Consider the following 21,749-nt stretch of genomic DNA (forward strand, 5'->3'; position numbering starts at 1 on the left):
AATCGGGGGCGTGACCTTCGATGTGCTGATCAGCGGTGGCCGGGTCGTGGACGGCACCGGGGCTCCCGCGTTCCGGGCCGACGTGGGTGTGTGTGGGGGCCTGGTCGAGACGGTGGGCCGTCTCGACGCGGCCGAGGCGGCCGTGCGGATCGACGCGGCGGGCAGGTATGTGCTGCCGGGCCTGGTCGACTGCCACGCGCACGGCGACGCGGTCGTGTTCGACCCTCTCGTGCAGCAGGCGGCGCTGCGGCAGGGGGTCACGACGTTCGTGCTGGGCCAGGACGGGCTGTCGTACGCACCGGCCACCTCCCCGGCCGCCTTCGCGTACGCGAGCCGCTACTTCGCCGCGGTCAACGGCGCGCATCCGCACGTGGACGGGCCGGTCGGCGTCGCCGAACTGCTCGCCGGATACGACGGCAGAACCGCGCTCAACACCGTCTACCTGCTGCCGCACGGGACGATCCGGTTCGACGTGATGGGCCCGGCGGAGCGGGCCGCGGACGCGGACGAGACGCGGGCCATGCTCCGCAGGGTCGAGGCGGGCCTGTCCGAAGGGGCGGCCGGCCTGTCGTCGGGCCTGGAGTACGCCCCCGGCCGGTACGCCGACGCCGCCGAACTGGCCGCGTTGTGCGCGCCGCTGGGCGACCTGCCGTACGTGACCCACATGCGCGCCTACGGCGCGTCCGCGTCGGTGGGGATGGCGGAGGTCGTGGAGATCGCCCGGCGCTCCGGGGCGGCCGTGCACGTCTCGCACCTCCACGGCCCGGCGTCCACCCTGCTGCCGCTGGTCGAGGACGCCCGGCGGAAGGACGTCGACCTGACCTTCGACACCTATCCCTACCTGCGCGCCAGCACGATCCTGGCGATGGTGACGCTGCCGCCGTGGGTGCCCGCCGCCGACCCCGACCGCGCCGTGGCGATGCTGTCCTCGGAACGCGAACGCCTCTCCAAGGAGTGGGCGGGACGCGACGATCTCTGGCCGCGTATCACGCTCTCGCACGCCCCCGGGTTCGAGTGGGCCGAGGGGATGACGCTGCCCGCCGCCGCGGCCGAGTACGGCGCCACCGCCGCAGAGTTCTGCCGGGTGCTGCTGGTGAAGACCGGGCTCCAGGCGGGCTGCGTGCAGGCCCGCCCCGACGAGGGGCCGGCGGGGGAGGAGTCGGTGCGCGCGGTCATGCGTGACCCCGGCCACACCGGCGGCTCCGACGGCATCTACGTGGGCGGCCATCCGCACCCGCGCGGCTTCGGCGCGTTCGCCCGCTACCTGGGCCGGCACGTCCGCGAACTCGGCGACCTCACCTGGGAACAGGCCGCCGTGCACCTGGCCTCACACCCGGCGCGCCGCTTCCGGCTGCCCGACCGCGGTCTCGTACGGCGGGGTCAGGTCGCGGATCTGGTCGTGGTCGACCCGGCCACGGTAGCCGACACGGCGACCTACGAGGAGCCCCGCTCGCTCGCCGTGGGCGTGGACGACGTGCTCGTCGGCGGCGTGCCGGTGCTGCGCGGCGGCGAGCTCACCGGGGCCACCCCCGGCCGCGCGCTGCGCCCCTGATCCGTGCCCCTGAGCAGCCCCTGACCCGTGCCCTGCCCCCTGACCTCGTGCCCTGCCCCTGACCTGCGCCCCTGACCCTGACCTGCGCCCCTGACCCTGGGGCCCTGATTGTGCCCCTGACCCGTGCCGCTCTACTCGGCCAGGACCTGACGCAGCGTGACCGCGAAGTTGTCGGGGTCGCCCGGCATGCCGAACGTGTCGTCGAGGAACCCGCCGTGGTTGCTGGGGAAGATCACGGGCTTGGTGCCGAGCCGCTCGGCGACCGCCTCGCCCGCACGGCGGGCCATCTGGCCCTCCGACTCGACCCCCACGCCGATGACGACGCGGGTCGGGGCCGCGCGCAGCGCCTCGAAGTCGTGCTCGTAGTGCGTGCAGGTCATCAGGTTCTGCCGCATCATGGGGTCGTCGCGAGTGCCGTCGTCCTCCGTGGGCAGCCCGAAAGCGGCCGGGCTCTGCGTGGGCTGATCGGCGAAGTCCGCCGGGATCTCGCCCTGGAGGCCGACGACCGCGATGAACTTCACCATCGCCGGGCCGAAACCCTCCCGATCGTACGTCCGCCGGATGTCCGCGATCGCGGCCAGCGCCTGCTCCCGGTCCGGCAGCACCTGGGCGGCGGGCGGCTCGTGCGCCACGAGCGTGCGCACCCGTTCCGGATGCCGTGCCACGAGCGCAAGCCCGTTGACCGCGCCTCCGCTGCTGGCGAAGATGTCCACCGGCCCGCCTCCGAGCGCGTCGATCAGCCGGTGCAGGTCGTCGGCGTGCAGGTCGGGGGTCGACTCGGCGGCGCCGTCGGTCCGCGTGCTCCGCCCGATCCCGCGCGGGTCATAGGTGACCACCGTACGATCCTGGAAGTGCCGGGCCAGGGCGGTGAACCCGGTGGCGTCCATCGGCGATCCGATCATCAGCAGGATCGGCTCGGTGGTTCCCCCGGCCTCGCGCACGTCGTAGTGGAGAACGCAGCCGGGCACCTCAAGGGTGTGGGTTCTGGGCTCGGTCATGGGGATCTGCTCCTCTTTCGCCACGAGTGATTCGACGTGCGGAAACGTAGAGCCCCTGTGAGGGCGGTCACACCCTATCTCGAACATGTCATCGAATGCATCCCTGATCGCGAGGAGCGCGCTTCGTGCGAGCTCGACCCGCACGAGAACACAGGTGCGCAAAATTTATTGTGCAAATTCCGTTGTGGATTTGCTAGCCTCTGCTCATGGGCAGGAAGACGGCTCGGATCACCGACCCCAAGACCCTCAAGGTCATCGCTCACCCGGCGCGCCTGCGGCTGTACGAGGTCCTGGTGGCCGGTGGGCCGGCGACCGCGGCGCAGCTGGCCAGGCACGTCGCCGGAGCGCCCGGCTCCCTGAGCTACCACTTGAGGCAACTGGCCGCTCACGGCTTCATCGAGGAAGCGCCCGACCTGGGCAGCGACGGCCGGGAACGCTGGTGGCGGGCGATACCCGGCGGGGTGCGCTGGTCGCCGGAGGACTTCGAGGACAGTCCGGGGGCGCGGGAGGTGGCCGCGACAGCGCAAAGAGTGCTCACCGGACGCCACATCGACCGGCTGGAGGAATGGCTCGCGACCGGCCCTCGACGCTGGGGGCCCACCTGGGCGTCGGCCGCGCGGAGCACCGACACCGTGCTTCGCCTCGACCCCGACGAGCTGCGCGAGCTCGGGGACGAACTCGACGCCGTGATCGCGCGATGGGCGAACCGTCCGGACGACGGCTCGGATCGCGAACAGGTCTTCCTCTTCCTGCACGCCTTCCCCATCGAGGGATCACCACCTGTCGGTCGCTCCTCCGACCAGCCGGAGTGAGCCGGATCCGCCCCCGGGACACCGCCATGCCAGACGTTCGCGGACCGAATCGAGCCTCTCCCCTCGCTCTCAGGCGCTCCGTTCGACGGCGGAGCCCAGCACGATCGACGAGGGTGTTGCGCGCCCCCGGGTTCAGCCGTTATCTCACCGGTTTCGGCCTGTCCCTGCTGGGCGACCAGATCTGGTTCATCGCTCTGGGCTGGGCGGCGGCCCGCATGGGGGATCCCCGGCAGACCGCGCTGGTCATGACGGCCGCGTCTGTCCCCCGGGCCGTGCTGATACTGCTCGGGGGGACGCTCGCCGATCGATACGGGCCCCTGCGCGTGTCGCTCGTCAGCCAGACGCTTCGGGCCGCCCTCATGGTGACCTTCGCTGTCGCGGTGGTCACGGCCATCCCCGGTCACCTCTGGCTCCTGATCGGGACGGCGCTGCTCTTCGGGGCGCTGGACGCCGCCCACATGCCCGCCGCGGCGGCGCTCCCGCCCTCCCTGCTGCGCCCGCACGAGCTGCCCGCGGGCCAGGGGCTGGTCCAGACCCTGGAGCGCACCGCCACCGTGCTCGGGGCTCCGCTGGGTGGCGTTCTCGTCGCGGCGGGCGGCCCCGGCCTGGCCGCGGCTGCCAACGCCGCGCTCTTCACCACGGCGCTGGTGCTGTTGCGACACCTGAGGCTGCCGGCTCGCACGCGGGAGGCGGAGCCGGAGATCCCGGCCGACCGGCGAAATCTGGTCGTCTCCCTGTGGACCGGTGTGCGCTATGTGGTCACCACGCCCGTCCTCGGCCCGATCCTGCTGGTCGTCAGCACGCTGAACCTCGCTCTCGCCGCGCCGCTCAACGTCGGTGTGGCACTCCTATCCGGTGATCGCGGTTGGGGCGCGGCCGGGTTCAGCCTCGTCATCGGCGGGTTCGGTGCCGGAGCCGTCGCCGGGGCTCTGCTGCCGGTGGTGTTGCCCGCCGCCCGCAGACCCGCCGTCACGGGACTGTGCTGGGTGACCGCAGGCGCCGGCTGTGTCGCGCTGCTGCCGCTTCTGCCCGGCCTGACACCCACCACAGTGGCCGCCGCGGTGCTCGGGTTCACCACGGGACCCGCCGGCGCGCTGCTCCTCGGTGTCGTCCAGACCCACACCGACCATGCCTTTCTCGGGCGCGTCATGGCACTGGTCAGCTTCTCGGCCCTGGGACTTGTGCCCGTTTCCTACACCGTCTTCGCCGTCGTCGTCCAGCACTCCAGCCTCACGGCCGCGTTCGCGGGCTGCGGGGTCGCCGAGGCCGTCGCCGCCGCCGTCGCCCTGAGCGCTCGCTCGATCCGCGCGGCGACCACATCGCGGGAGGAGCTCCCGGGATAGTCGTGTCCCGGCCCGCGCCCCGCCACCGCGTACGGCGGCGAGTCCGCCCCCGCGGGTGCGGTCCAGTACGATCCAGCGAGGTGGTCTGAACCGGGACAGCGAGGGGGCGGCGTGGGTTTCGCGGACGGCCCCCCAGAGAGCACAGAGCAGAGCACAGAGCAGAGCGCGGTGCGCCCGCCGGCACGGCCAGGAGGACTGCCGGAGGTCGTCGTCGACGCGCGTACACGCGGTTTCCTGTGGCCGGGCGAGCCGATCGGCGGACGGGAGTTCGCCGAGGCTCGGCACTCCCTGTTCGACGGCTCGTTCACCTGGCCGGTGATGACGGCCAGGCGCTCGGCCCTCGACCACAACATCGCGACGCTGGCGCGCTTCGCCGACCGGCACGGGCTCGCCTTCGCGCCGCACGCCAAGACCACGATGTCGCCCCAGCTCGTACGGGCCCAGCTCGACGCCGGGGCGTGGGGGGTCACCGCCGCCACGCCGAGCCAGGTGCTCGTCCACCGCTCCTTCGGCGTCCCCCGGGTGCTGCTGGCCAACGAGATCCTCGACCGGGGCGCGCTGCGCTGGCTGGCCGGAGAGATCGGGCGCTTCGACTTCCTCTGCTACGCCGACTCGGTCGAGGGCGTGCGTGTGCTCGACGAGATGGCGGGCGACGTGCCGTTCCGCGTGCTGGTCGAGCTGGGCCACCCGGGCGGCCGGACCGGCTGCCGCGGCCAGGACGAGCTGCTGGCGGTGGCCCGCGCGGCGCGGGACGCCCGGGGGACCGAGCTGGCCGGGGTCGCCGGATACGAGGGCACCCACCACGAGGCCGCGGAGGTGCGCGGGTTCCTGCGCGACCTGGCACGCGCCGCGCGGACGCTCGCGCCGGAGGTGGCCGGTCCCATGGTGGTCTCCGCCGGTGGCAGCTCGTGGTTCGACCTGGTGGCCGAGGAGCTCGCGCCGCTGGCCGGGGAGCTGGGCGCGACCGTGGTGCTGCGCAGCGGCGCCTACGTCGCCCACGACGACGGCTACTACCGGGAGCACACGCCGTACAACCGGCTGGAGGGCGAGCTGCGCCCGGCGCTGGAGGTCTGGGCCCAGGTGCTGTCCGTGCCGGAGCCCGGCCTCGTGCTGGTCGGCATGGGCAAGCGGGACGTTCCGTACGACATCCACCTGCCGTTCCCCAGGGCCGTGCGGCGCGGCGGCGGGGGACCGGCCGAGCCCCTGACCGGGGTGACGGTCGTCAAGGTGCAGGACCAGCACGCCTATCTCGACGGCGATGCCGGGCTGCGCCCGGGAGACCTGGTGTCGTTCGGGCTGTCCCATCCGTGCACGGCCTTCGACAAGTGGCGCGTCATCCCCGTGGTGGACGACGACGACATCGTGATTGATTTGATCAATACGTGTTTCTGATGGAGCGGTGACTATGGCTGGCAAGCAGGAGATCCGTACGACCGCCGGGGCCGCGCCGATCGGCGCGTACTCGCAGGGGCTCGTGGTGGGCGACTTCCTCTACACCTCCGGCATGGGGCCGCTCGACCCCGAGACCGGCGAGGTCGTGGGCGACGACGTGGCCGCCCAGACGCACCGGACCATGCGCAACCTCGGGGCGGTGCTGGAGGCCCACGGCCTGACGTTCGACGACGTGGTGAAGGCGACGGTCCACCTGCAGAACCTGAAGGAGGACTTCGCCGCGTTCAACGAGGTCTACCAGTCCTACTTCACCCGGCCCTATCCGGTGCGCACCACGGTGGGCTCCGATCTCATGGACATCCTCGTCGAGATCGACTTCGTGGCGTACGCGGGCCGCTGACGATGGACAGCGCCCTGTACGTCTTCGTCGAGGACCTGCGCGCCGAGGGCGTGCGGGGGCTGCTCGACCGGGCCTCGGCGTACGGCGTGCGAGGCGTCGCGGTGGCCGCGGCCTACCACCAGGCCAGGGACGTGACCCCGCACGGCGCGTCGCGGCTGACGCTGCGCCGCGACGGCGTGCACTTCCCCCCGCCGGACGACCTGTTCGGCGGGCTTCGGCTCACCCCGCCGGTGCAGCCCGGGGCGGAGGACCGGCCGCTCGACGAGCTCCGCCGGGCCTGCGCGGAACGGGGGATGCGGCTGCATGGCTGGACGGTGTTCCTGCACAACGCGACCCTCGGCCTGGCCTGCCCCGACGTGACGGTGGAGAACTGCTTCGGCGACCACGGCTCCCCGGCCGACCTGTGCCCCGCGCATCCCGACGTGCGCGCGTACGCGGTGGCGCTGGCCCGGGCCGTCGCCCGGCAGGGGGTGGACACGGTCATCGCCGAATCGCTGCACTTCGGGGCCTTCGCGTACGAGCGGTGCCAGGTGGCGCTCGGCCCGATGGACGCGTTCCTGTTCGGCCTGTGCTTCTGCGCCCACTGCATGCGCCGGGCCGCCGACCTCGGGGTGAACGCCGAGGTGGCCAGGCAGGAGTGCGCCAGGATCGTCGGGGGCGTGCTCGACGGTGATCCCCCCGCGGAGGGCGAGGTCACACGGGCGGCGCTGACGGCCTACGCCGGCCCGGAGGCGGTGGCGTACGCGCGGGCCCGCTCCGAGAGCGTCACGTCGCTGGTGGGCGAGGTCGCGGCGGCGGTGACGGCCGAGGGCGCGCGGCTGACGTTCATGGACGCGACGGGCGCGGCCAAGGGCTACGTCCACGGGCTGCCCTCGGCCGGTCTGGCCGCGCACGACTCCTGGCAGCTCGGGATCGACCTGGTGGCGCTCGGCGACCTGGTCCCGTCGTTCGCGGTCCTCGGGTATGCCAGGGACCCCGCCCGGGTGGCCGACGACGTGGCGGCCTACCGGCGCTCGGTGGGCAAGAACCCGGAGCTGAGGGTCGTGCTGCGCCCGGGCGTCCCGGACACCGACTCCGCCGACCGGCTGGCCGCCAAGGTCCGCGCGGCCCGTACGGCGGGGGCCGGGGCCGCCGACTTCCACGCGTACGGCCTGACGCCCTTCGAGGCGCTCGGCCGTATCACCGAGGCGCTCGCCTGATCGCGCTCGCCTGACCGCGGGCGCGCGACCGCGCTCGCCTGGCCGCGCTGGCCTGACTGCGCTCGCCTGGCCGCGGGCGCGCGACCGCGCTGGCCCGACCGCGCTGGCCCGACCGCGCTGGCCTGATCGCGCTGGCCTGGCCGCGCTGGCCTGAGCAGGGGCGCCTGATCACGGGCGCCTGCTTGCGAACCCGACCACGGGCCGCAGTGCCCGTCCCACACCGATGTCCCACACCGCCATCACGGCCTGTGGTCACGGCCGGTCCGCGACCAGGGCGTCCGCGAGGACGGCCAGACCGGCGGCGACCCGGGCGGCGTCGCACTCGCGCAGCACGGCGGTGACGTGCTCGGCGGCCAGCGGGGCGAGCAGCGCGTGGGCGAGATAGCCGGCGTCCGCGCCGGGGCGCGCCTCGGCCAGCAGGATCGCCAGGTGGTGGTGCCAGAAGCGGTAGGCGCCGATCCGGTACCGGGCTCCGGGGCTCGCGGTCTCGGAGACGCGCAGCAGATCGAGGTGTTCGAAGAGGTAGCCGGCGTAGGCCGCGACGAACGCCCGCACCCGATCGCCCGGTGAGGCGCCGGGCCCCAGCGGTGGCGGCCCGGACAGGATCCGCTCCTGCAGTTCCCGTTCCTTGTCGTCGAGCAGGGCCGCCACGAGGCCCGACTTGTCCCCGAACCGGCGGAACAGCGTGCCCTTGCCCACCCCGGCCTCCGCCGCCACCGCGTCCATCGAAACGGCTTCGACGCCGTGCTCCCGGAACAGCTTGGCCGCCGCCTCCAGCACCCGTCGCCGGTTGCGGGCGGCGTCCGCGCGTTCGCGGGGCGGGTCGGCCAGCAGGGAGGTGAGGTCCCTTGACGAATCGGACTGCGGTCCGGTAATTTCCGAGCTGTTCACACAACCGGACTGTAGTCCAGTTAATTGGAGGACGCAATGACCGCTCTCATCAGCAGGGACGAGCTCAAGGCCGCCATCGAGGCCGGTGCCGTCACCGTCGTCGACGCGCTGGGCGGCGACTACTACGCGCAGCAGCACCTTCCGGGAGCGATCCCGCTCACGGAGGCCGAGGTCGCCGAGCGGGCCGCCGAACTGCTGCCGGACAAGAACGCCTCGATCGTCACCTACTGCTCGAATCCCTCGTGCGGCAACAGCCAGGCCGTGGCCAACCGGCTGACCGCGCTCGGATACACCGACGTGCGCAAGTATCGGGAGGGCATCCAGGACTGGGTCGAGGCCGGCCTGCCGGTCGAGTCGCTGACCGCGGCGTCCTGATCGGCGTCCTGACCGTTCCGATCGCTCAGGCGGAGTCGCGGACGACGAGTTCGGTCGGCAGGATCACCGGGTCGGCCGGGCCGCCCTGGAACATGCCCAGCAGCAGCCGGACCATCGCGGCGGCCTGCTCGATGATCGGGTGCCTGATCGTGGTCAGCGGGGGCTCGGTGTAGCGGGCCGCCTCGATGTCGTCGAACCCGACGACCGCCACGTCGTCCGGCACCCGGCGGCCCGCCTGGCGCAGGGTCTGCAGCGCCCCGATGGCCATGAGGTCGTTGGCGACGAAGACGGCGTCCAGGCCCGGGTCGTCCTGCAGCAGGTGGCGCATGGCGACGGCGCCGGACTCCCGGGTGAAGTCCCCGACGGCGACGATCGACCGCCGGTCGGACTCGCGCAGCGCGTCGCGGTAGCCCTTGAGCCGGTCCTGGCCGCCGATCATGTCCTGCGGCCCGGCGATCGTGGCGATGCGCCGCCGCCCGCTGTCCAGCAGGTGGCGCACCGCCTTCTCCGCGCCGCCCACGTTGTCGTTGTCCACGTACGGCAGGGGCACCGGCACGGCCGGCCTGCCGTACGAGACGACGGGGACGCCCATCCGCGCGATGGCGGAGGGCAGAGGGTCGGCGCCGTGCATCGAGATCAGCATGACCCCGTCGACGTGGCCGCTGGCGATGTAGCGCTCGATCCTCGCGTGGCTCTGGGCCGAGCCGCCGAGCATGAGCACGACCTGCTTGTCGGCGGCCTCGAGTTCCAGACTGGCCGAGCGGATGACCGTGGAGAACATCGGGTCCTCAGAGAAGACCCGGGTCGGCGGCTCCGACACGACCAGCGCGATCGAATCGGTCCGCTGGGTGACGAGGCTGCGCGCCGCCGAGTTGGGGACGTAGCCCAGCTCGTCCACGGCGCGCATCACGGCATCCCTGATCTGCGGTGTCACCGTCATCTGCCCGTTGACGACCCGGGAGACGGTGGCGCGGGACACCCCTGCCCGCGCCGCCACCGCCTCCAGAGTGGGTCGTTTCATTCATTCCCCCATGAGAGCGTTGCGTTTGATGACGTCTCGATACCACAGCGCGCTGTCCTTGGGAACGCGTCGCTGGGTCTCGAAGTCGATGTACACGATGCCGAACCTCTTGTGGTAGCCGTAGGCCCACTCGAAATTGTCCAGGAGCGACCATACGAGATAACCCCTCAGGTCCGCTCCCGCGGCGATCGCGGCGTGCGCCGCCCGCAGGTGGCCGTCGAGGTAGGCGATCCGGTCGTCGTCGTGCACCTCGTGATCAACAAGGTGGTCGTCGAAGGCCGCGCCGTTCTCCGTGACGAGCAGCCCGACCTCGGGGTAGTCGCGCGACAGCCGTACGAGCAGGGCCTCCAGGCCGGACGGCTCGATGGGCCAGTCCATCGCGGTCGTCGGGCCGGTCGGCGGCTCGAACCGGATGTCCTGCGTGCCGGGGAAGGCGGGGTTGGCCGGCTCGCCCGGCGCGGCCGACACGAAGGACGGGTTGTAGTAGTTGATGCCGAGCAGGTCGATCGGCTGGTGGATGACGGCCAGGTCGCCGTCCCTGACGTGGTCCAGGCCGCCGTGGCGGGCGGCGATCTCCAGTACGTCCTCCGGGTAGCGCCCCCGCAGCGCCGGGTCGAGGAACTGCCTGTTCATCAGCCCGTCCACGATCCTCGCCTCGCTCGAACCCCCGTCCGTCTGGATCACGGGCGCGAGGTTGAGGGTGAGCGCGACCTCGGCGGCCCCGGCCGCGCGCAGCGCCTGTGCCGCCAGCCCGTGGCCGAGCAGCAGGTGGTGGGCGGCGCGGAACGCGGCGGCAGGGTCGCGCCTGCCCGGGGCGTGGACGCCGGAGCAGTAGCCGAGGAAGGCGGCCACCCACGGCTCGTTCAGCGTCGTCCAGGTGCGGACGCGGTCGCCGAGCCGCTCGTGCACGACGGCGGCGAAGTCGGCGAAGCGCGCGGCGGTGTCCCGTACGGCCCAGCCGCCGGCGTCCTCCAGCGCCTGCGGCAGGTCCCAGTGGTACAGCGTGGGGTAGGGCGTGATGCCGTGGCCGAGCAGCTCGTCCACCAGGCGGTCGTAGAAGCCGAGGCCCGCGGCGTTGACCTGCCCCGACCCGGTGGGCAGGACGCGCGGCCAGGCCACCGAGAACCGGTAGGCCGCCAGGCCCAGGCCGGCCATGAGCCGCACGTCCTCGGCGTAGCGGTGGTAGTGGTCGCAGGCGACGTCGCCGGTGTGGCCGTCGGCCACGTTGCCCGGGATCTTGGAGAAGGTGTCCCAGATCGAGGGGCCCCTGCCGTCCTCGGCGGCGGCGCCCTCGATCTGATAGGCCGCCGTGGCGGCGCCCCAGACGAAGCCGTCAGGGAAGACCGACTTGGACGATCCGGTCCCCCGAGATGCCATGGTCGTCGCCGTCATCCCTTGACCGCCCCCTGCATGATGCCTCCGATGATCTGTTTGCCGAGCAGGACGAAGATGAGCACCAGCGGCAGGGTCGCCACCGCCGTGCCCGTGAGGCCGAGCGTGAAGTCCCGCACGTAGCCGCTGGCGAGCTGCGACAGCGCGACCTGCACAGTGGGATTGTCCGGGGTGAGGACCACCAATGGCCAGAAGTAGTCGTTCCACGCCGTCATGAACGTGAGCATGCCGAGCACCGCCGCCGCGGGCCGGGCGGCCGGGAGCACGACGTGCCAGAACAGCCGGGCCGTGCTGCAGCCGTCGATCCGCCCCGCCTCCAGCAGCTCGGTCGGCAGCGCGCGGCTCAGGTACTGCGTCATGAAGAACACGCCGAACGCGTTGACCAGCGCCGGGACGATCACGGCGTACATCGTGCCGGTCCACTCCAGCTTGATCATCAGCATGTAGAGCGGGATGATGCCGAGCTGCGTGGGGACCATCATCGTCACGACGGTCATCAGCAGGAGCACGTTGCGGCCCCGGAAGCGCAGCTTGGCGAACGCGAAGCCGGCCAGCGTGGAGAAGAACATCACCGACACGGTGATCGTCCCGGCCACGACGAACGAGTTGAGCAGCGCCAGCGCGAACGGTGCGGTGTCGAAGACCCGCTGCACGTTGGCGAAGAAGTTGCCGCCCGGCAGCAGCGGCGGCGGCACCTCGGCCAGCGCCGCGTTGTCGTGCGAGGCGACGATCACACTCCAGTAGACCGGGAACGCCGAGAAGAACGCCACCGCCACGAGGGTGAGATAGGTGAGCGGGTGCTTACGCACTCTAGACATCGAGGCCTCCCCGCATGCGCCGTACGACGAGGTAGTTGAACGCCACGACCACGACCACGAGCAGGAACATCATCCACGCCGCCGCCGAGGCGTAGCCGAACTCGAAGCTGCGGAAGCCCTTCTCGTACAGGTAGAGGGCCAGGGTCTGGAACTGGCGGTCGGTGCCGCCGGTGGCCGCCGCGCCGTTGCTGACCTGCGCGCCGAACAGCAGCGGCTCGGCGATGATCTGCATCGAGCCGATCGTGGTGACGATGACCGTGAAGATGACGGTCGGCCGGATCATCGGGAGCGTGATGCCCCACAGCTGCTGGAGGCTGGACGCGCCGTCGAGGGTCGCCGCCTCGTAGATCTCCTTCGGCACGGCCTGCATGGCGGCGAGGTAGATGAGCGCGTTGTAGCCGGTCCACCGCCACATGATCATCACGGCGATGGCGACGTGCGAGGTGGCCACGCCCGCCTGCCAGTTGATCCGGCCGAACCCGAGCCATTCGAGCACCATGTTGATCAGCCCGAAGTCGCGCCCGAAGAGCTGGCTGAAGATGACCACCACCGCCACGACGCTGGTCACGTTGGGCAGCAGGAGCGTGATGCGGAACAGCGTCTGCGCGCGCAGCGGCCGGTTCAGCAGGTGCGCCAGCACGAGCGCGAGCAGCAGCTGCGGCACCGCCGACAGGACGCCGATCGACAGCGTGTTGAACGCCGCGTTCCAGAAGTAGCCGTCGGCGAACAGCGCCTTGTAGTTGTCCAGGCCGATGAACGGGTTGTCACTGCTCAGCAGGTTCCAGTCGTGCAGCGACACCCACGCCGTGTAGATGAGCGGGAAGACGCCGAAGGCCGCGAAGAGCAGGAAGAACGGCGCGACGTACACGTACGGCGAGGCCTGCCGGTCCAGCCGGTGCAGGCGGGAGCGCCGGCCCGACCCCGCTCGCGCCTGGCCGGGGGGACGCAAGGCGGCCGGAGGGCCGCCGGGGGAGGGCGCCGCGGTCCTGAGGGACCCGCCCGGGGGTGATGCCATGGGAGATCCTCCTCCGGGCAGGGCCCCCGCTACCGGAGCCGTGCGGATCGCACGGATCGCCCGGGGGCCCTGCCTGCGACGGACTACTTGATGCCTTCCACGTCCTTGAGGACCTGGGTCCACGCCTCGTCGGGCGACTGCTTGCCCTGCTCGACCCGGCCGATGCCGTTGCCGATGGCCGTGCGCACGTCGCCCTCGCGCGGGCCGAGGTGCTGCGGCTTGAGGTTCTTCGCGGCGTCGGAGTAGATCTTGCCGACGGGGGCGCCGTTGAAGAAGTCCTTCGTGAAGTTCTGGATGTCGGGCTGGTCGTACAGCGAGGGGATCGACGGGAAGTTGCCGATCGCCTTGAACACCGCGGCCTGGTTCTGCGCCGAGGTCAGGAAGTCGATCAGCTCGGCGGCCTCCTTGGGGTGCTTGCTCTGCTTCGGCACCGTGAGGTGCGAGCCGCCGGAGTTGCCCGCGCCGCCGGGGACGGTGGCGATGTCCCACTTGCCGGCCGAGTTCTTGGCCTGGTCCTGGATGTAGGCGGTCATCCACGCGGGGCAGATCACGGTCGCGAACGAGCCCTTGGCGAAGCCGGTGTTCCATTCCGGCGTGAACGCGCCGATCTTGGCGGACAGGCCGGCGTCGATCATCTGGACCGACAGGTCCCACGCCTTCTTCACGTCGGGGTTGGTGGCGACGACGATGGTGTCCTGCGCGTCGTACACGCCGACCGGGGCCTGGGCGATGATGGCCCGGAAGATCTCGCCGGGGCTGTCGAAGAACTTGGCGTCCTTGGGCGCCTTGGCGGCGAACTTCTTGCCGGTCTCGATGTACTGCTCCCAGGTCGGCCACAGGGCCGACACCTCGTCGCGCTTGCTCGGCAGGCCGGCCTTCTCGAACAGGTCGGTGCGGTAGCACATCGCCAGGCCGCCGACGTCGGTGCCGAGGCCGATGAGCGCGCCGCTGGGCGCGATGCCCTGCTGCCACTTCCAGTCGAGGTAATCGCCCTGGCGCTTGTCGAGGCCGTACTGCTTGAGGTCGTGGAACTTGTCGGGCTGCGAGGTGAACTGGCTGATGTAGCCGACCTCGATCGCCTCGACGTCCGCGGCGCCCGCCCCGGTGGCGAGGTGCGCGGCGAGGTTGGTGTGGTGGTCGGCGAACGCCGCCTGGCGCTCCTCGATCTCGACGTTCGGGTGCGTCTTCTTGAACTCCTCGTAGAGCGGCTTGAAGCCGAAGTCGCCGAAGAGCCCGACGCTGAGCTTGACCTTCTCCGTGGACTGGCCGCCGCCGGTCTTGGCGTCGGATCCACCCCCGCCGCCGCAGGCGGTGAGAGTGAGCAGGCCGGCGGCGAGCATGGGGGCGACGAACCGGACGACCCGGCGGCCCGCGTGGGGAGTGCCCATGAACCCTCCTTGGGTTCCGCATATGAAATCGATCTTGAAGAGAGCGCTCTCGCACAAGAGTGGGAGCCGGGTGTGAGGCCGTCAAGGGGCGGATCAGTAACGATTCCCGTTATCTCAAAGCGCCGAAACCGCTGGTGAGAGCGCTCCCACAGCTATCGGCGCAGCCAGGGAGGGGTGTCCCGCCCGGTGCCGGAGGGCGGGTGAAAGCACGCCGGGGCGCGCCGGTGCCCGCGCATCCGCGCCAGAGAGCGCTCTCGCACACTTGGTGAAACTCGCTCTGCCCGTTGACACGGGGTTGCATCCCGCTTAGCGTCAGCGGCGCTGAGAGCGCTTCCAGCGTTGCTGCCGGATTACGGACCGGCAGGAGTTCCGCCTTCCGCCGTCGTTGACCCCCCAGCGGAGGTCGCACATGCCACTCCGTCCCGCCACGACCCTCGGCCTCGCGGTCCTGACCGCCCTCACCCTGTCCCTGCCCGCCCTGCCCGCCGGCGCCGCCACGGTCCCCGTCGGGGCGGGCGGCTACACCACCGACCTGCCCGCCGGAGCGAGCGGTCCCGCCAACTCCGACGGCACCCCGGTCACGCCCAAGGTCACCTCGAACGTCACCCGCAAGGTGCCCACCAACGACTGGTGGTCGTCGCTCGCCTTCCAGCGGTACGCCGGGAACCCGTACTCCGAGAACATGTACGGCCACCCGCTGGCCTTCCACGCGGTGGCCGGCGGGCTTGAGGTCAGCTATCCCGGCACCCCGCTGATCAGCTCCGACGGCCGGCAGTACGAGTTCCCGCACGCCCGCGACCTCACGCTGGGCGTGACCGGCCTCAACTCGCCGGACACCAAGGTGGACGACTGGTCCGACTGGACCGTCACGCCGTACTGGTCGGACGGCGCGCGCTCGCTGAAGGCCGTCATCGGGCACGGCCTGCCGTACGTCTACGCGACGCCGAGCGGCGGCGACGCCCGGGTCGCGTTCGTGGCCACACCGGCGGTCTGGGCCGACCGGGGCAACGTCCTCGGCGTCACCGTCAACGGCCACCACTACGGGATCTTCGGGCCGTCCGGCACCGACTGGAACCTCAGCGGCACGGTCGCGACCGACGCGCTCGGCGGGAAGAACTACTTCTCGGTCGCCGTGCTCCCCGACGCCTCCGCCTCGACGCTCGACCTGTTCGCCAAGTACGCCTTCAGCTTCGTCACGGGCACGAGGGTGACCTGGTCGTACGACGAGGCGTCGGCGCGGCTCACCACCACCTACACGGCGACCACCACGGCCAAGGAGGGCACGCAGACCGGCACGCTGCTGGCGCTCTACCGCCACCAGTGGCTGGCCACGAGCAGCCCGCTGACGTCGTACACGTACGTCTCGCCGCGCGGCACGATGAAGCTGCGCGAGGGCACGTCGTTCAGCACCGTCCAGACGTTCCACGGCGTGCTGCCGTCGCTGCCCGACCTCGGCGCGTACGACAGGACGAGGCTCGGGAACTACGTCAGGCAGGAGGCGAACGCCGCCGACCCGTGGAAGGGCGCGACCGACACCTACTGGACCGGCAAGGCGCTCGGCCGCCTGGCCCAGCTCGTGCCGATCGCCGACCAGCTCGGCGACACCGCCTCACGCGACAGGCTGCTCGGCCTGCTGAAGGGCGAGCTGGAGAGCTGGTTCACCGCCGGGGGAGCCGAGCAGTTCCGCTACGACTCCACCTGGGGCGTGCTCACCGGCTATCCCGCCTCGTACGGCAGCGACACCGAGGTCAACGACCACCACTTCCACTACGGCTACTACCTGATGGCCGCCGCGACCGTGGCGAGGTACGACTCGGCCTGGGCGGCGAACTGGGCCCCCATGGCCAAGCTCCTGGCCGCCGACGCGAACAACTGGGACAGGTCGGAGACCCGGTTCCCGTTCCTGCGCAACTTCGACCCGTACGCCGGCAACGGCTGGGCCTCGGGGCACCAGGGGTTCGCCGCGGGCAACAACGAGGAGTCGTCGTCCGAGGCGATGAACTTCGCGACCGGGGCGATACTCCTCGGCGCGGCCACGGGCGACACCGCCCTGCGTGACCTCGGGGTCTACCTCTACACGACCCAGTCGTCGGCCATCGCGCAGTACTGGTTCGACAAGGACGACGCGGTCTTCCCGGCCGGATTCGGGCACGACACGGCCGGCATGATCTGGGGTTCCGGCGCGGCGTACTCCACCTGGTGGACCGCCAACCCCGAGGAGATCCACGGGATCAACGTGCTGCCGGTCACCGGCGGGTCGCTCTACCACGGGCTGTACCAGGCCGACGTGAAGCGGAACCTGTCCGAGATGGAGGCGAACAACGGCGGCCCGGCGGTCGAGTGGAAGGACGTGATCTGGGAGTTCCGGGCGCTCGCCGACCCGGCGGCGGCGAAGAGCGCGTGGGACGCCGGATACACGACGCTGGCGCCGGAATCGGGAGAGTCGCTCGCGCACGTCTACCACTGGATCTACAACCTGGCCCGGATGGGCACGGTCGATCCCGGCGTGACGGCCGACAGCCCGACCGCCGCCGTCTTCGTGAACGGCTCCACCCGGACGTACGTCGCGCACAACTTCGGCTCGTCGGCCAGGGTGGTGACGTTCTCGGACGGCAGGACCCTGACCGTGCCGGCCCGGTCCACGGCGACCAGCGCGGGCGCGTCCCCCTCGCCGTCCCCCTCACCCTCCCCGTCCCCCTCACCCTCGCCGTCCCCCTCACCCTCGCCCTCTCCTGGCGGGGTGGACGCGCGTTCGACCATCCAGGCGGAGGCGTACCAGGCGCAGAGCGGCACGCAGGTCGAGACGACCCAGGACACCGGCGGCGGGCAGAACGTCGCCTACATCTCCAACGGCGACTGGCTGCGGTACGACAACGTCGACTTCGGCTCGACGGCCGCGCGGCAGTTCAGGGCCAGGGTCGCCTCCGGCGCGGCGGGCGGGGTGAGCGGCCTCGTGCAGGTGCGGCTCGACAGCCTCACCGCCGCTCCGATCGGCGACTTCGCCGTCGGCAACACGGGCGGCTGGCAGAGCTGGCAGACGATCCCCGCGAACGTCACGGGCGTCACCGGCAGGCACACCGTCTACATCACCTTCAGCAGCGGCCAGCCGGCCGACTTCGTCAACCTCAACTGGTTCACGTTCGCCACGTCCTGACGAACGGCCGCGGTGGGCGGCGCGCCGTCGACGGCGCGCCGCTCTCTCGGGGGACCACGGCGCGGGGTGGGAGACACGCGCCTGTACCTGAACACCCGTCCGGACGGGCTTCAGCCGGCCGGGGTGCTCAGGCCCTCCCGGTAGCGCTGGGGGCTCACGCCGCGTTCCCGTTTGAAGGCCGTGCTCAGCGCGAACGCGGTGCCGTACCCCACCTGCCGGGCGACCGCCTCCAGCGTCGCGTCGGTCTCCCGCAGCAGGTCGGCCGCCTGCGCCAGCCGCAGCCCGGTCAGGTAGGCCATCGGCGGCTCGCCGACCAGTTTCCCGAACCGCTGTGCCAGCGCGGCGCGGGAGACCCCCGCCCGGCACGCCAGCTCGGCGACCGTCCACGGGTGTGCCGGTTCGGCGTGCAGCATCCGCAGCGCCGGCCCCACCACCGGGTCGCCGTGCGCCCGGTACCAGCCCGGGGCCTGCGCGTCGGGGCGGGAGAACCAGGTCCGCAGCACGGCGATCAGCAGCAGGTCCAGCAGGCGGTCGAGCACCACCTCCTGGCCCGGTTCGTCCTTGACGATCTCCCGGCCGAGCAGCGTGACGAGGGAGCCGTCCCAGGAGTCGCCGTGCAGCACCAGCAGCGTGGGCAGCGCCGCCAGCAGCCGCTGGGTGACCGCGCCGCGCATCTGGTAGGTGCCGATGAGCATCACGGCCGAGCCGTCCGGGTCGTTGCCCCAGTTGCGCGTGCCCAGGTCCATCTCCGCAGACAGGGCGCGGCCGTCCGGCGTGGTGCAGACCTGCCCGGGATGGATCACGACCTGCGGCGCGGTCGCCGGGTCGTCGGCGACCGTGTAGTGGCCGGGCCCCCGCACGACCGCCACGTCCCCGGGCCCCACCCGTACGGCCCGGTCCTCGTCCGGGCTGATCCACGCCTGGTCGCGCACCATCGCGACCAGGCACAGCGGCGCCTCGTCCTGGATCCGCACCGACCAGGGCGGGCTGAGCGTCGCCCGCAGCAGGAAGGCCCCCCGCGCCCTGGGCCCGTCGAGGAGGTCGGCCAGCGCGTCCATGCCCCGAATCGTAGACGCCCGGATATGCGGTCGAGCGTCTCGGCGATGTCGCCCGGAGCCGTCCGCCGGTTGACTGATCGCCATGACGACGACAGCGGAAACTCCGGTGACGGGCACGACCGGAAGGCGGGTCGGGCAGCGGCTGCGAGAGGGCCGCCATGCCCTCCCCGCCCGCGGTCCCCGGGCCCGCGCCACCCTCCCCTGCCGGATCGCGGCGGAGGCGTCGTGACGTACCTTCTGGCCGCTGTCGCGGCGGCCCTGTCCATGCTCATGACCGCCGGGATGGCGGGCACCTTCTTCGGGTTCTCGGTCGGGGTCATGCCGGGCCTGAACGCGGCGTCGGCCTCCTCGGCGGTCGACGCGATGAACGCCGTCAACGTCAAGATCCAGAACCCGGTGTTCCTGGCGGCGTTCGTCCTCGCCCCGGTCGCCGCCGCCGGGGCGGGCGCCCTGCTGCTGGCCACCCCTCACTCCGGCGCGGCCTGGCCGTTCTTCGCGGCGGCCGCGGTGTACGCCGTCGGCGTGATCCTGATCACGGCCGCGGTGAACGTGCCGATGAACGACGCCCTGGCCGCCGCGGCGGCCCACGGCGACCTGGCCGAGGCCGCCGCCCGGATCTGGTCGGACTACTCGGCCCGGTGGACCACCTGGAACACCTGGCGGGCCGTGGCAGGGGGAGTGAGCCTGCTGCTGATGGGCTACGGCGTCTACCGCTGGGGCAGGGGCTCCTGACCCCTCTGTACGGTTAACCTAACCTAGGTTAAATTGGACGGATGTACTCCGACATCGTGATCCTCCGAGGGCTGCTCAACACGCCCAAGCACGGCTACGAGATCAAGAAGTACATCGAGCGCGTCACAGGAGGGCTGCTCAACAACAACACGCTCTATCCCGCCCTGCGGCGCTTCGAGCAGCGCGGCGAGATCGAGAAGGTGGCGGAGGAGGCCGCCCCGGGCCGTCCGCCGAGGACCGTCTACCGGATCACCGACAAGGGTCGTGAGCGGCTGCGGGCGCTGCTGCGCACGGTCGATCCGATGCTCCTCATGAAGGACGAGGAGTTCCAGGTCAGGGTGGGTCTGTTCGATCTGCTGCCCGCGCCCGACCGCCGCAGGATCATCGAGGTGCGGCGGGAGTGCGTGGAGCACTCGCTGGCGGCACAGGAGGAGATGGCCGCGGCCGCGGGACACGAGCCGTGGGGCCTGCGCGTCCTCCGATTCAACATCGAGCGCCACCGGCTGGAACTCGCCTGGCTGGACGAACTGGAGGCGGCGCTTCCGGAACCCGCGTCGCGGGAGTCCTTATGACAGGCGCCGAGGCCGGCAGGCCCACCCGTCTCATGTCCCTCGGGCTCGTCGCGGGCCCGATCCTGTCGATGGTCGACTCGTCGGTGGTCAACCTCGCGGTGCCCGACCTCACACGCGAACTCGACCGGCCCCTGGAGGTCGTGCAGTGGGCCGTGAGCGGCTACCTGCTCGCCCTGGCGGTCGGCCTGGCCCTCACGTCCTTCCTGGCCAGGAGATTCGGGCTGGTTCCGACGTACATCGGCAGCCTGGCCCTGTTCACGCTCGCGTCCGCCGCGTGCGCGCTCAGCCCCGACGCCGGCGCGCTGATCTGCGGCAGAGCCCTGCAGGGCCTGGGCGGCGCGCCGCTCGTCCCGCTGGCGATCGGCCTGCTCATCGGGGAGGGCGGAGCCGCGACGGGCTCGGGTCGCAGGGTGCCGCTCGCCGCGGGTCTCGCGTTCTTCGCGGCGCCCGCGCTCGGCGTCTCCCTGGGCGGCCTGCTGATCGGCGCGTACGGCTGGCGCTCGATCTTCCTGATCAACCTGCCGATCGGGCTGCTCGCCCTGCCCGGCGCGTTCGCGGCGTACCGGGCCGGTCTGGGCGTCCGGGGCGACCGCGCCGTACGCCCGGACCTGCCGGGGCTGATCCTGCTGGCGACCGGGCTCGGGCTGGCGACCTACGGAGTCGAACGGGTGGCGGCCCACGGCTGGGCCACCCCGTCGTGGCCCATCGGCCTGGCGCTCCTGGCCGCCTACGTGCGGTGGGCCCGCCGCCGGCCGCAGGCCGCCCTGGCGCTCGACCTGGTGCGGGACCGGGCGCGGGCGACGACCCTCGCGCTGTGCGCGGTGTCGAGCGTCGTGTTGTTCGCCGTGCTGTTCCTGGCGCCGCTCTATCTCCAGACGATCCAGCACCACTCCAGCCTCGTCACCGGGCTCGCGCTCCTGCCGCAGGGCCTGGCCATGGGGCTGTCCGCCCCGCTGGGGGACAGGGTGGCCGAACGCCGGTCGGTGCGGTTCGCGGTGGTGCTCGGGATGGTGCTCCTGACGGTGATGACCGGCCTGATGGCGCTGTTCACGCCGGACACGCCCGTGTGGCTCACCACGCTCGTGCTGTGCGGACGCGGCCTTGCCATCGGGTTCACGAGCCAGCCGCTGGTGGTCTCGCTGCTGGGCGGCCTGGCGCCGGAACGCGTCCCGGACGCCAACACGCTGTTCAGTGTGGCGCAGCGGCTCGCGGGATCGTTCGGGATCGCGCTGCTCGTCACGTTCCTCACCACCCGCGGCGCGGCGACGGGCTCGCTGCTCACCGGCTTCCGCGAGACCGCCCTGGTCCTGGCCGCGACCGCGCTGCTCGGAACGCTGGGCGCGACCATGCTCCGCCTGGCGGGGACGACGGAACGCCGGGCGCGGCCGGACTCCGCCTGACATCGGCGACGGGGCGCCGAGGCCCCGGCCGGGGCTCCCCTCGGGAAGCAAATTGGAGAGCGCTCTCTCATTGCTATTCCTAGCGGGGTTCATTTACTGAGAACGCTCTCTCGGATTTCACAGACCCTCTTGACGTGAGTGAGATCCAGAGGGGACAGTGGCGCTCAAGCGGTCCGCGGTCGCGGTGCGCGGGCCCTCACGACCCTCTCCGGACGCCGCCGTCCGGCCTTCCAGACG

Annotated in this window: 20 protein-coding genes; 12 read left to right on the plus strand and 8 right to left on the minus strand. The window is 71.8% G+C overall.

The window, feature by feature from the left end; all coding sequences use genetic code 11:
• Nucleotides 1-10: 10 nt before the first annotated feature.
• The gene (locus tag ABZ857_RS33125) at nucleotides 11-1,552 is read left to right on the plus strand and encodes an amidohydrolase family protein (protein WP_357050996.1); all 1,542 of its coding nucleotides are present in this window, start codon (nucleotides 11-13) and stop codon (nucleotides 1,550-1,552) included.
• Between the two features lie 131 nt (nucleotides 1,553-1,683).
• On the opposite strand, the gene ABZ857_RS33130 is transcribed toward ABZ857_RS33125, so the two are convergent.
• Nucleotides 1,684-2,550, minus strand: coding sequence for an alpha/beta hydrolase (locus ABZ857_RS33130; RefSeq protein ID WP_357050999.1), 867 nt, complete (start codon nucleotides 2,548-2,550; stop codon nucleotides 1,684-1,686).
• 206 nt (nucleotides 2,551-2,756) lie between these two features.
• Between ABZ857_RS33130 and ABZ857_RS33135 the strand changes: the two genes are divergently transcribed.
• The 5 genes from ABZ857_RS33135 to ABZ857_RS33155 all read left to right on the plus strand — a co-directional run bounded on the left by ABZ857_RS33135 (nucleotide 2,757) and on the right by ABZ857_RS33155 (nucleotide 7,696).
• Nucleotides 2,757-3,362 carry a helix-turn-helix domain-containing protein gene (locus tag ABZ857_RS33135; RefSeq protein WP_357051003.1) on the plus strand — a complete coding sequence of 202 codons (606 nt, stop codon included), beginning with the start codon at nucleotides 2,757-2,759 and terminating at the stop codon, nucleotides 3,360-3,362.
• Nucleotides 3,363-3,475: 113 nt separating this feature from the next.
• On the plus strand, nucleotides 3,476-4,705 hold the full coding sequence (locus ABZ857_RS33140) for an MFS transporter (protein ID WP_357051006.1): 1,230 nt from the start codon (nucleotides 3,476-3,478) through the stop codon (nucleotides 4,703-4,705).
• 195 nt (nucleotides 4,706-4,900) lie between these two features.
• Complete coding sequence (locus tag ABZ857_RS33145) at nucleotides 4,901-6,097, plus strand: alanine racemase (RefSeq protein ID WP_357051174.1); 1,197 nt, start codon at nucleotides 4,901-4,903, stop codon at nucleotides 6,095-6,097.
• A 13-nt stretch (nucleotides 6,098-6,110) separates the two neighbouring features.
• Complete coding sequence (locus tag ABZ857_RS33150; RefSeq protein ID WP_079314482.1) at nucleotides 6,111-6,497, plus strand: Rid family detoxifying hydrolase; 387 nt, start codon at nucleotides 6,111-6,113, stop codon at nucleotides 6,495-6,497.
• Nucleotides 6,498-6,499: 2 nt separating this feature from the next.
• Nucleotides 6,500-7,696 (plus strand): hypothetical protein, encoded by a 1,197-nt coding sequence (locus ABZ857_RS33155; RefSeq protein ID WP_357051009.1) that lies wholly within the window; start codon nucleotides 6,500-6,502, stop codon nucleotides 7,694-7,696.
• 252 nt (nucleotides 7,697-7,948) lie between these two features.
• Here the strand turns inward: ABZ857_RS33155 and ABZ857_RS33160 are convergent, their stop codons facing one another.
• Nucleotides 7,949-8,587 (minus strand): helix-turn-helix domain-containing protein, encoded by a 639-nt coding sequence (locus ABZ857_RS33160; protein WP_357051012.1) that lies wholly within the window; start codon nucleotides 8,585-8,587, stop codon nucleotides 7,949-7,951.
• A gap of 36 nt (nucleotides 8,588-8,623) precedes the next feature.
• Between ABZ857_RS33160 and ABZ857_RS33165 the strand changes: the two genes are divergently transcribed.
• Nucleotides 8,624-8,962 carry a rhodanese-like domain-containing protein gene (locus tag ABZ857_RS33165; RefSeq protein WP_357051015.1) on the plus strand — a complete coding sequence of 113 codons (339 nt, stop codon included), beginning with the start codon at nucleotides 8,624-8,626 and terminating at the stop codon, nucleotides 8,960-8,962.
• Between the two features lie 25 nt (nucleotides 8,963-8,987).
• Here the strand turns inward: ABZ857_RS33165 and ABZ857_RS33170 are convergent, their stop codons facing one another.
• The 5 genes from ABZ857_RS33170 to ABZ857_RS33190 all read right to left on the minus strand — a co-directional run bounded on the left by ABZ857_RS33170 (nucleotide 8,988) and on the right by ABZ857_RS33190 (nucleotide 14,596).
• Nucleotides 8,988-9,983: a LacI family DNA-binding transcriptional regulator gene (locus tag ABZ857_RS33170; RefSeq protein WP_357051018.1), complete on the minus strand. Its 996-nt coding sequence runs from the start codon at nucleotides 9,981-9,983 to the stop codon at nucleotides 8,988-8,990.
• Nucleotides 9,984-11,360, minus strand: a complete 1,377-nt coding sequence (locus ABZ857_RS33175; protein WP_357051021.1) for a GH1 family beta-glucosidase — start codon at nucleotides 11,358-11,360, stop codon at nucleotides 9,984-9,986.
• Nucleotides 11,361-11,371: 11 nt separating this feature from the next.
• Nucleotides 11,372-12,193: a carbohydrate ABC transporter permease gene (locus ABZ857_RS33180; protein ID WP_357051022.1), complete on the minus strand. Its 822-nt coding sequence runs from the start codon at nucleotides 12,191-12,193 to the stop codon at nucleotides 11,372-11,374.
• Nucleotides 12,186-13,208 carry a sugar ABC transporter permease gene (locus ABZ857_RS33185; RefSeq protein WP_357051025.1) on the minus strand — a complete coding sequence of 341 codons (1,023 nt, stop codon included), beginning with the start codon at nucleotides 13,206-13,208 and terminating at the stop codon, nucleotides 12,186-12,188. The genes ABZ857_RS33180 and ABZ857_RS33185 overlap by 8 nt, the downstream gene beginning before the upstream one ends.
• An 83-nt stretch (nucleotides 13,209-13,291) precedes the next feature.
• Nucleotides 13,292-14,596, minus strand: a complete 1,305-nt coding sequence (locus ABZ857_RS33190; RefSeq protein WP_357051028.1) for an extracellular solute-binding protein — start codon at nucleotides 14,594-14,596, stop codon at nucleotides 13,292-13,294.
• A gap of 409 nt (nucleotides 14,597-15,005) precedes the next feature.
• On the opposite strand from ABZ857_RS33190, the gene ABZ857_RS33195 reads away from it, so the two are divergent.
• Nucleotides 15,006-17,750, plus strand: a complete 2,745-nt coding sequence (locus ABZ857_RS33195) for a glycosyl hydrolase (protein WP_357051031.1) — start codon at nucleotides 15,006-15,008, stop codon at nucleotides 17,748-17,750.
• Nucleotides 17,751-17,860: 110 nt separating this feature from the next.
• Here the strand turns inward: ABZ857_RS33195 and ABZ857_RS33200 are convergent, their stop codons facing one another.
• Nucleotides 17,861-18,808 carry an AraC family transcriptional regulator gene (locus ABZ857_RS33200; protein ID WP_357051034.1) on the minus strand — a complete coding sequence of 316 codons (948 nt, stop codon included), beginning with the start codon at nucleotides 18,806-18,808 and terminating at the stop codon, nucleotides 17,861-17,863.
• An 82-nt stretch (nucleotides 18,809-18,890) separates the two neighbouring features.
• Here ABZ857_RS33200 and ABZ857_RS33205 point away from each other — a divergent pair, with 82 nt between their 5' ends.
• From ABZ857_RS33205 to ABZ857_RS33220, 4 genes are read left to right on the plus strand one after another with little or no spacing between them, the layout of a single operon-like run.
• A complete protein-coding gene (locus ABZ857_RS33205; RefSeq protein WP_357051037.1) occupies nucleotides 18,891-19,037 on the plus strand; it encodes a hypothetical protein in 147 nt (48 codons plus the stop codon).
• Nucleotides 19,034-19,540 (plus strand): anthrone oxygenase family protein, encoded by a 507-nt coding sequence (locus tag ABZ857_RS33210; protein WP_357051040.1) that lies wholly within the window; start codon nucleotides 19,034-19,036, stop codon nucleotides 19,538-19,540. Before ABZ857_RS33205 ends, ABZ857_RS33210 begins: the two co-directional genes overlap by 4 nt.
• Nucleotides 19,541-19,581: 41 nt before the next feature.
• Nucleotides 19,582-20,112, plus strand: coding sequence for a PadR family transcriptional regulator (locus tag ABZ857_RS33215; protein WP_357051043.1), 531 nt, complete (start codon nucleotides 19,582-19,584; stop codon nucleotides 20,110-20,112).
• The gene (locus ABZ857_RS33220) at nucleotides 20,109-21,512 is read left to right on the plus strand and encodes a DHA2 family efflux MFS transporter permease subunit (RefSeq protein ID WP_357051046.1); all 1,404 of its coding nucleotides are present in this window, start codon (nucleotides 20,109-20,111) and stop codon (nucleotides 21,510-21,512) included. The genes ABZ857_RS33215 and ABZ857_RS33220 overlap by 4 nt, the downstream gene beginning before the upstream one ends.
• Nucleotides 21,513-21,749: the final 237 nt, after the last annotated feature.

The sequence above is a fragment of the Microbispora sp. NPDC046933 genome (assembly GCF_040644635.1).
GTDB lineage: Bacteria > Actinomycetota > Actinomycetes > Streptosporangiales > Streptosporangiaceae > Microbispora.

Bases quoted from the DNA above. Each gene is read 5' to 3' on its own strand.
- ABZ857_RS33130 (WP_357050999.1), bottom strand. From the start codon at position 2,550: ATGACCGAGCCCAGAACCCACACCCTTGAGGTGCCCGGCTGCGTTCTC.
- ABZ857_RS33135 (WP_357051003.1), top strand. From the start codon at position 2,757: ATGGGCAGGAAGACGGCTCGGATCACCGACCCCAAGACCCTCAAGGTC.
- ABZ857_RS33150 (WP_079314482.1), top strand. From the start codon at position 6,111: ATGGCTGGCAAGCAGGAGATCCGTACGACCGCCGGGGCCGCGCCGATC.
- ABZ857_RS33155 (WP_357051009.1), top strand. From the start codon at position 6,500: ATGGACAGCGCCCTGTACGTCTTCGTCGAGGACCTGCGCGCCGAGGGC.
- ABZ857_RS33165 (WP_357051015.1), top strand. From the start codon at position 8,624: ATGACCGCTCTCATCAGCAGGGACGAGCTCAAGGCCGCCATCGAGGCC.
- ABZ857_RS33170 (WP_357051018.1), bottom strand. From the start codon at position 9,983: ATGAAACGACCCACTCTGGAGGCGGTGGCGGCGCGGGCAGGGGTGTCC.
- ABZ857_RS33175 (WP_357051021.1), bottom strand. From the start codon at position 11,360: ATGGCATCTCGGGGGACCGGATCGTCCAAGTCGGTCTTCCCTGACGGC.
- ABZ857_RS33180 (WP_357051022.1), bottom strand. From the start codon at position 12,193: ATGTCTAGAGTGCGTAAGCACCCGCTCACCTATCTCACCCTCGTGGCG.
- ABZ857_RS33185 (WP_357051025.1), bottom strand. From the start codon at position 13,208: ATGGCATCACCCCCGGGCGGGTCCCTCAGGACCGCGGCGCCCTCCCCC.
- ABZ857_RS33190 (WP_357051028.1), bottom strand. From the start codon at position 14,596: ATGGGCACTCCCCACGCGGGCCGCCGGGTCGTCCGGTTCGTCGCCCCC.
- ABZ857_RS33195 (WP_357051031.1), top strand. From the start codon at position 15,006: ATGCCACTCCGTCCCGCCACGACCCTCGGCCTCGCGGTCCTGACCGCC.
- ABZ857_RS33200 (WP_357051034.1), bottom strand. From the start codon at position 18,808: ATGGACGCGCTGGCCGACCTCCTCGACGGGCCCAGGGCGCGGGGGGCC.
- ABZ857_RS33205 (WP_357051037.1), top strand. From the start codon at position 18,891: ATGACGACGACAGCGGAAACTCCGGTGACGGGCACGACCGGAAGGCGG.
- ABZ857_RS33215 (WP_357051043.1), top strand. From the start codon at position 19,582: ATGTACTCCGACATCGTGATCCTCCGAGGGCTGCTCAACACGCCCAAG.
- ABZ857_RS33220 (WP_357051046.1), top strand. From the start codon at position 20,109: ATGACAGGCGCCGAGGCCGGCAGGCCCACCCGTCTCATGTCCCTCGGG.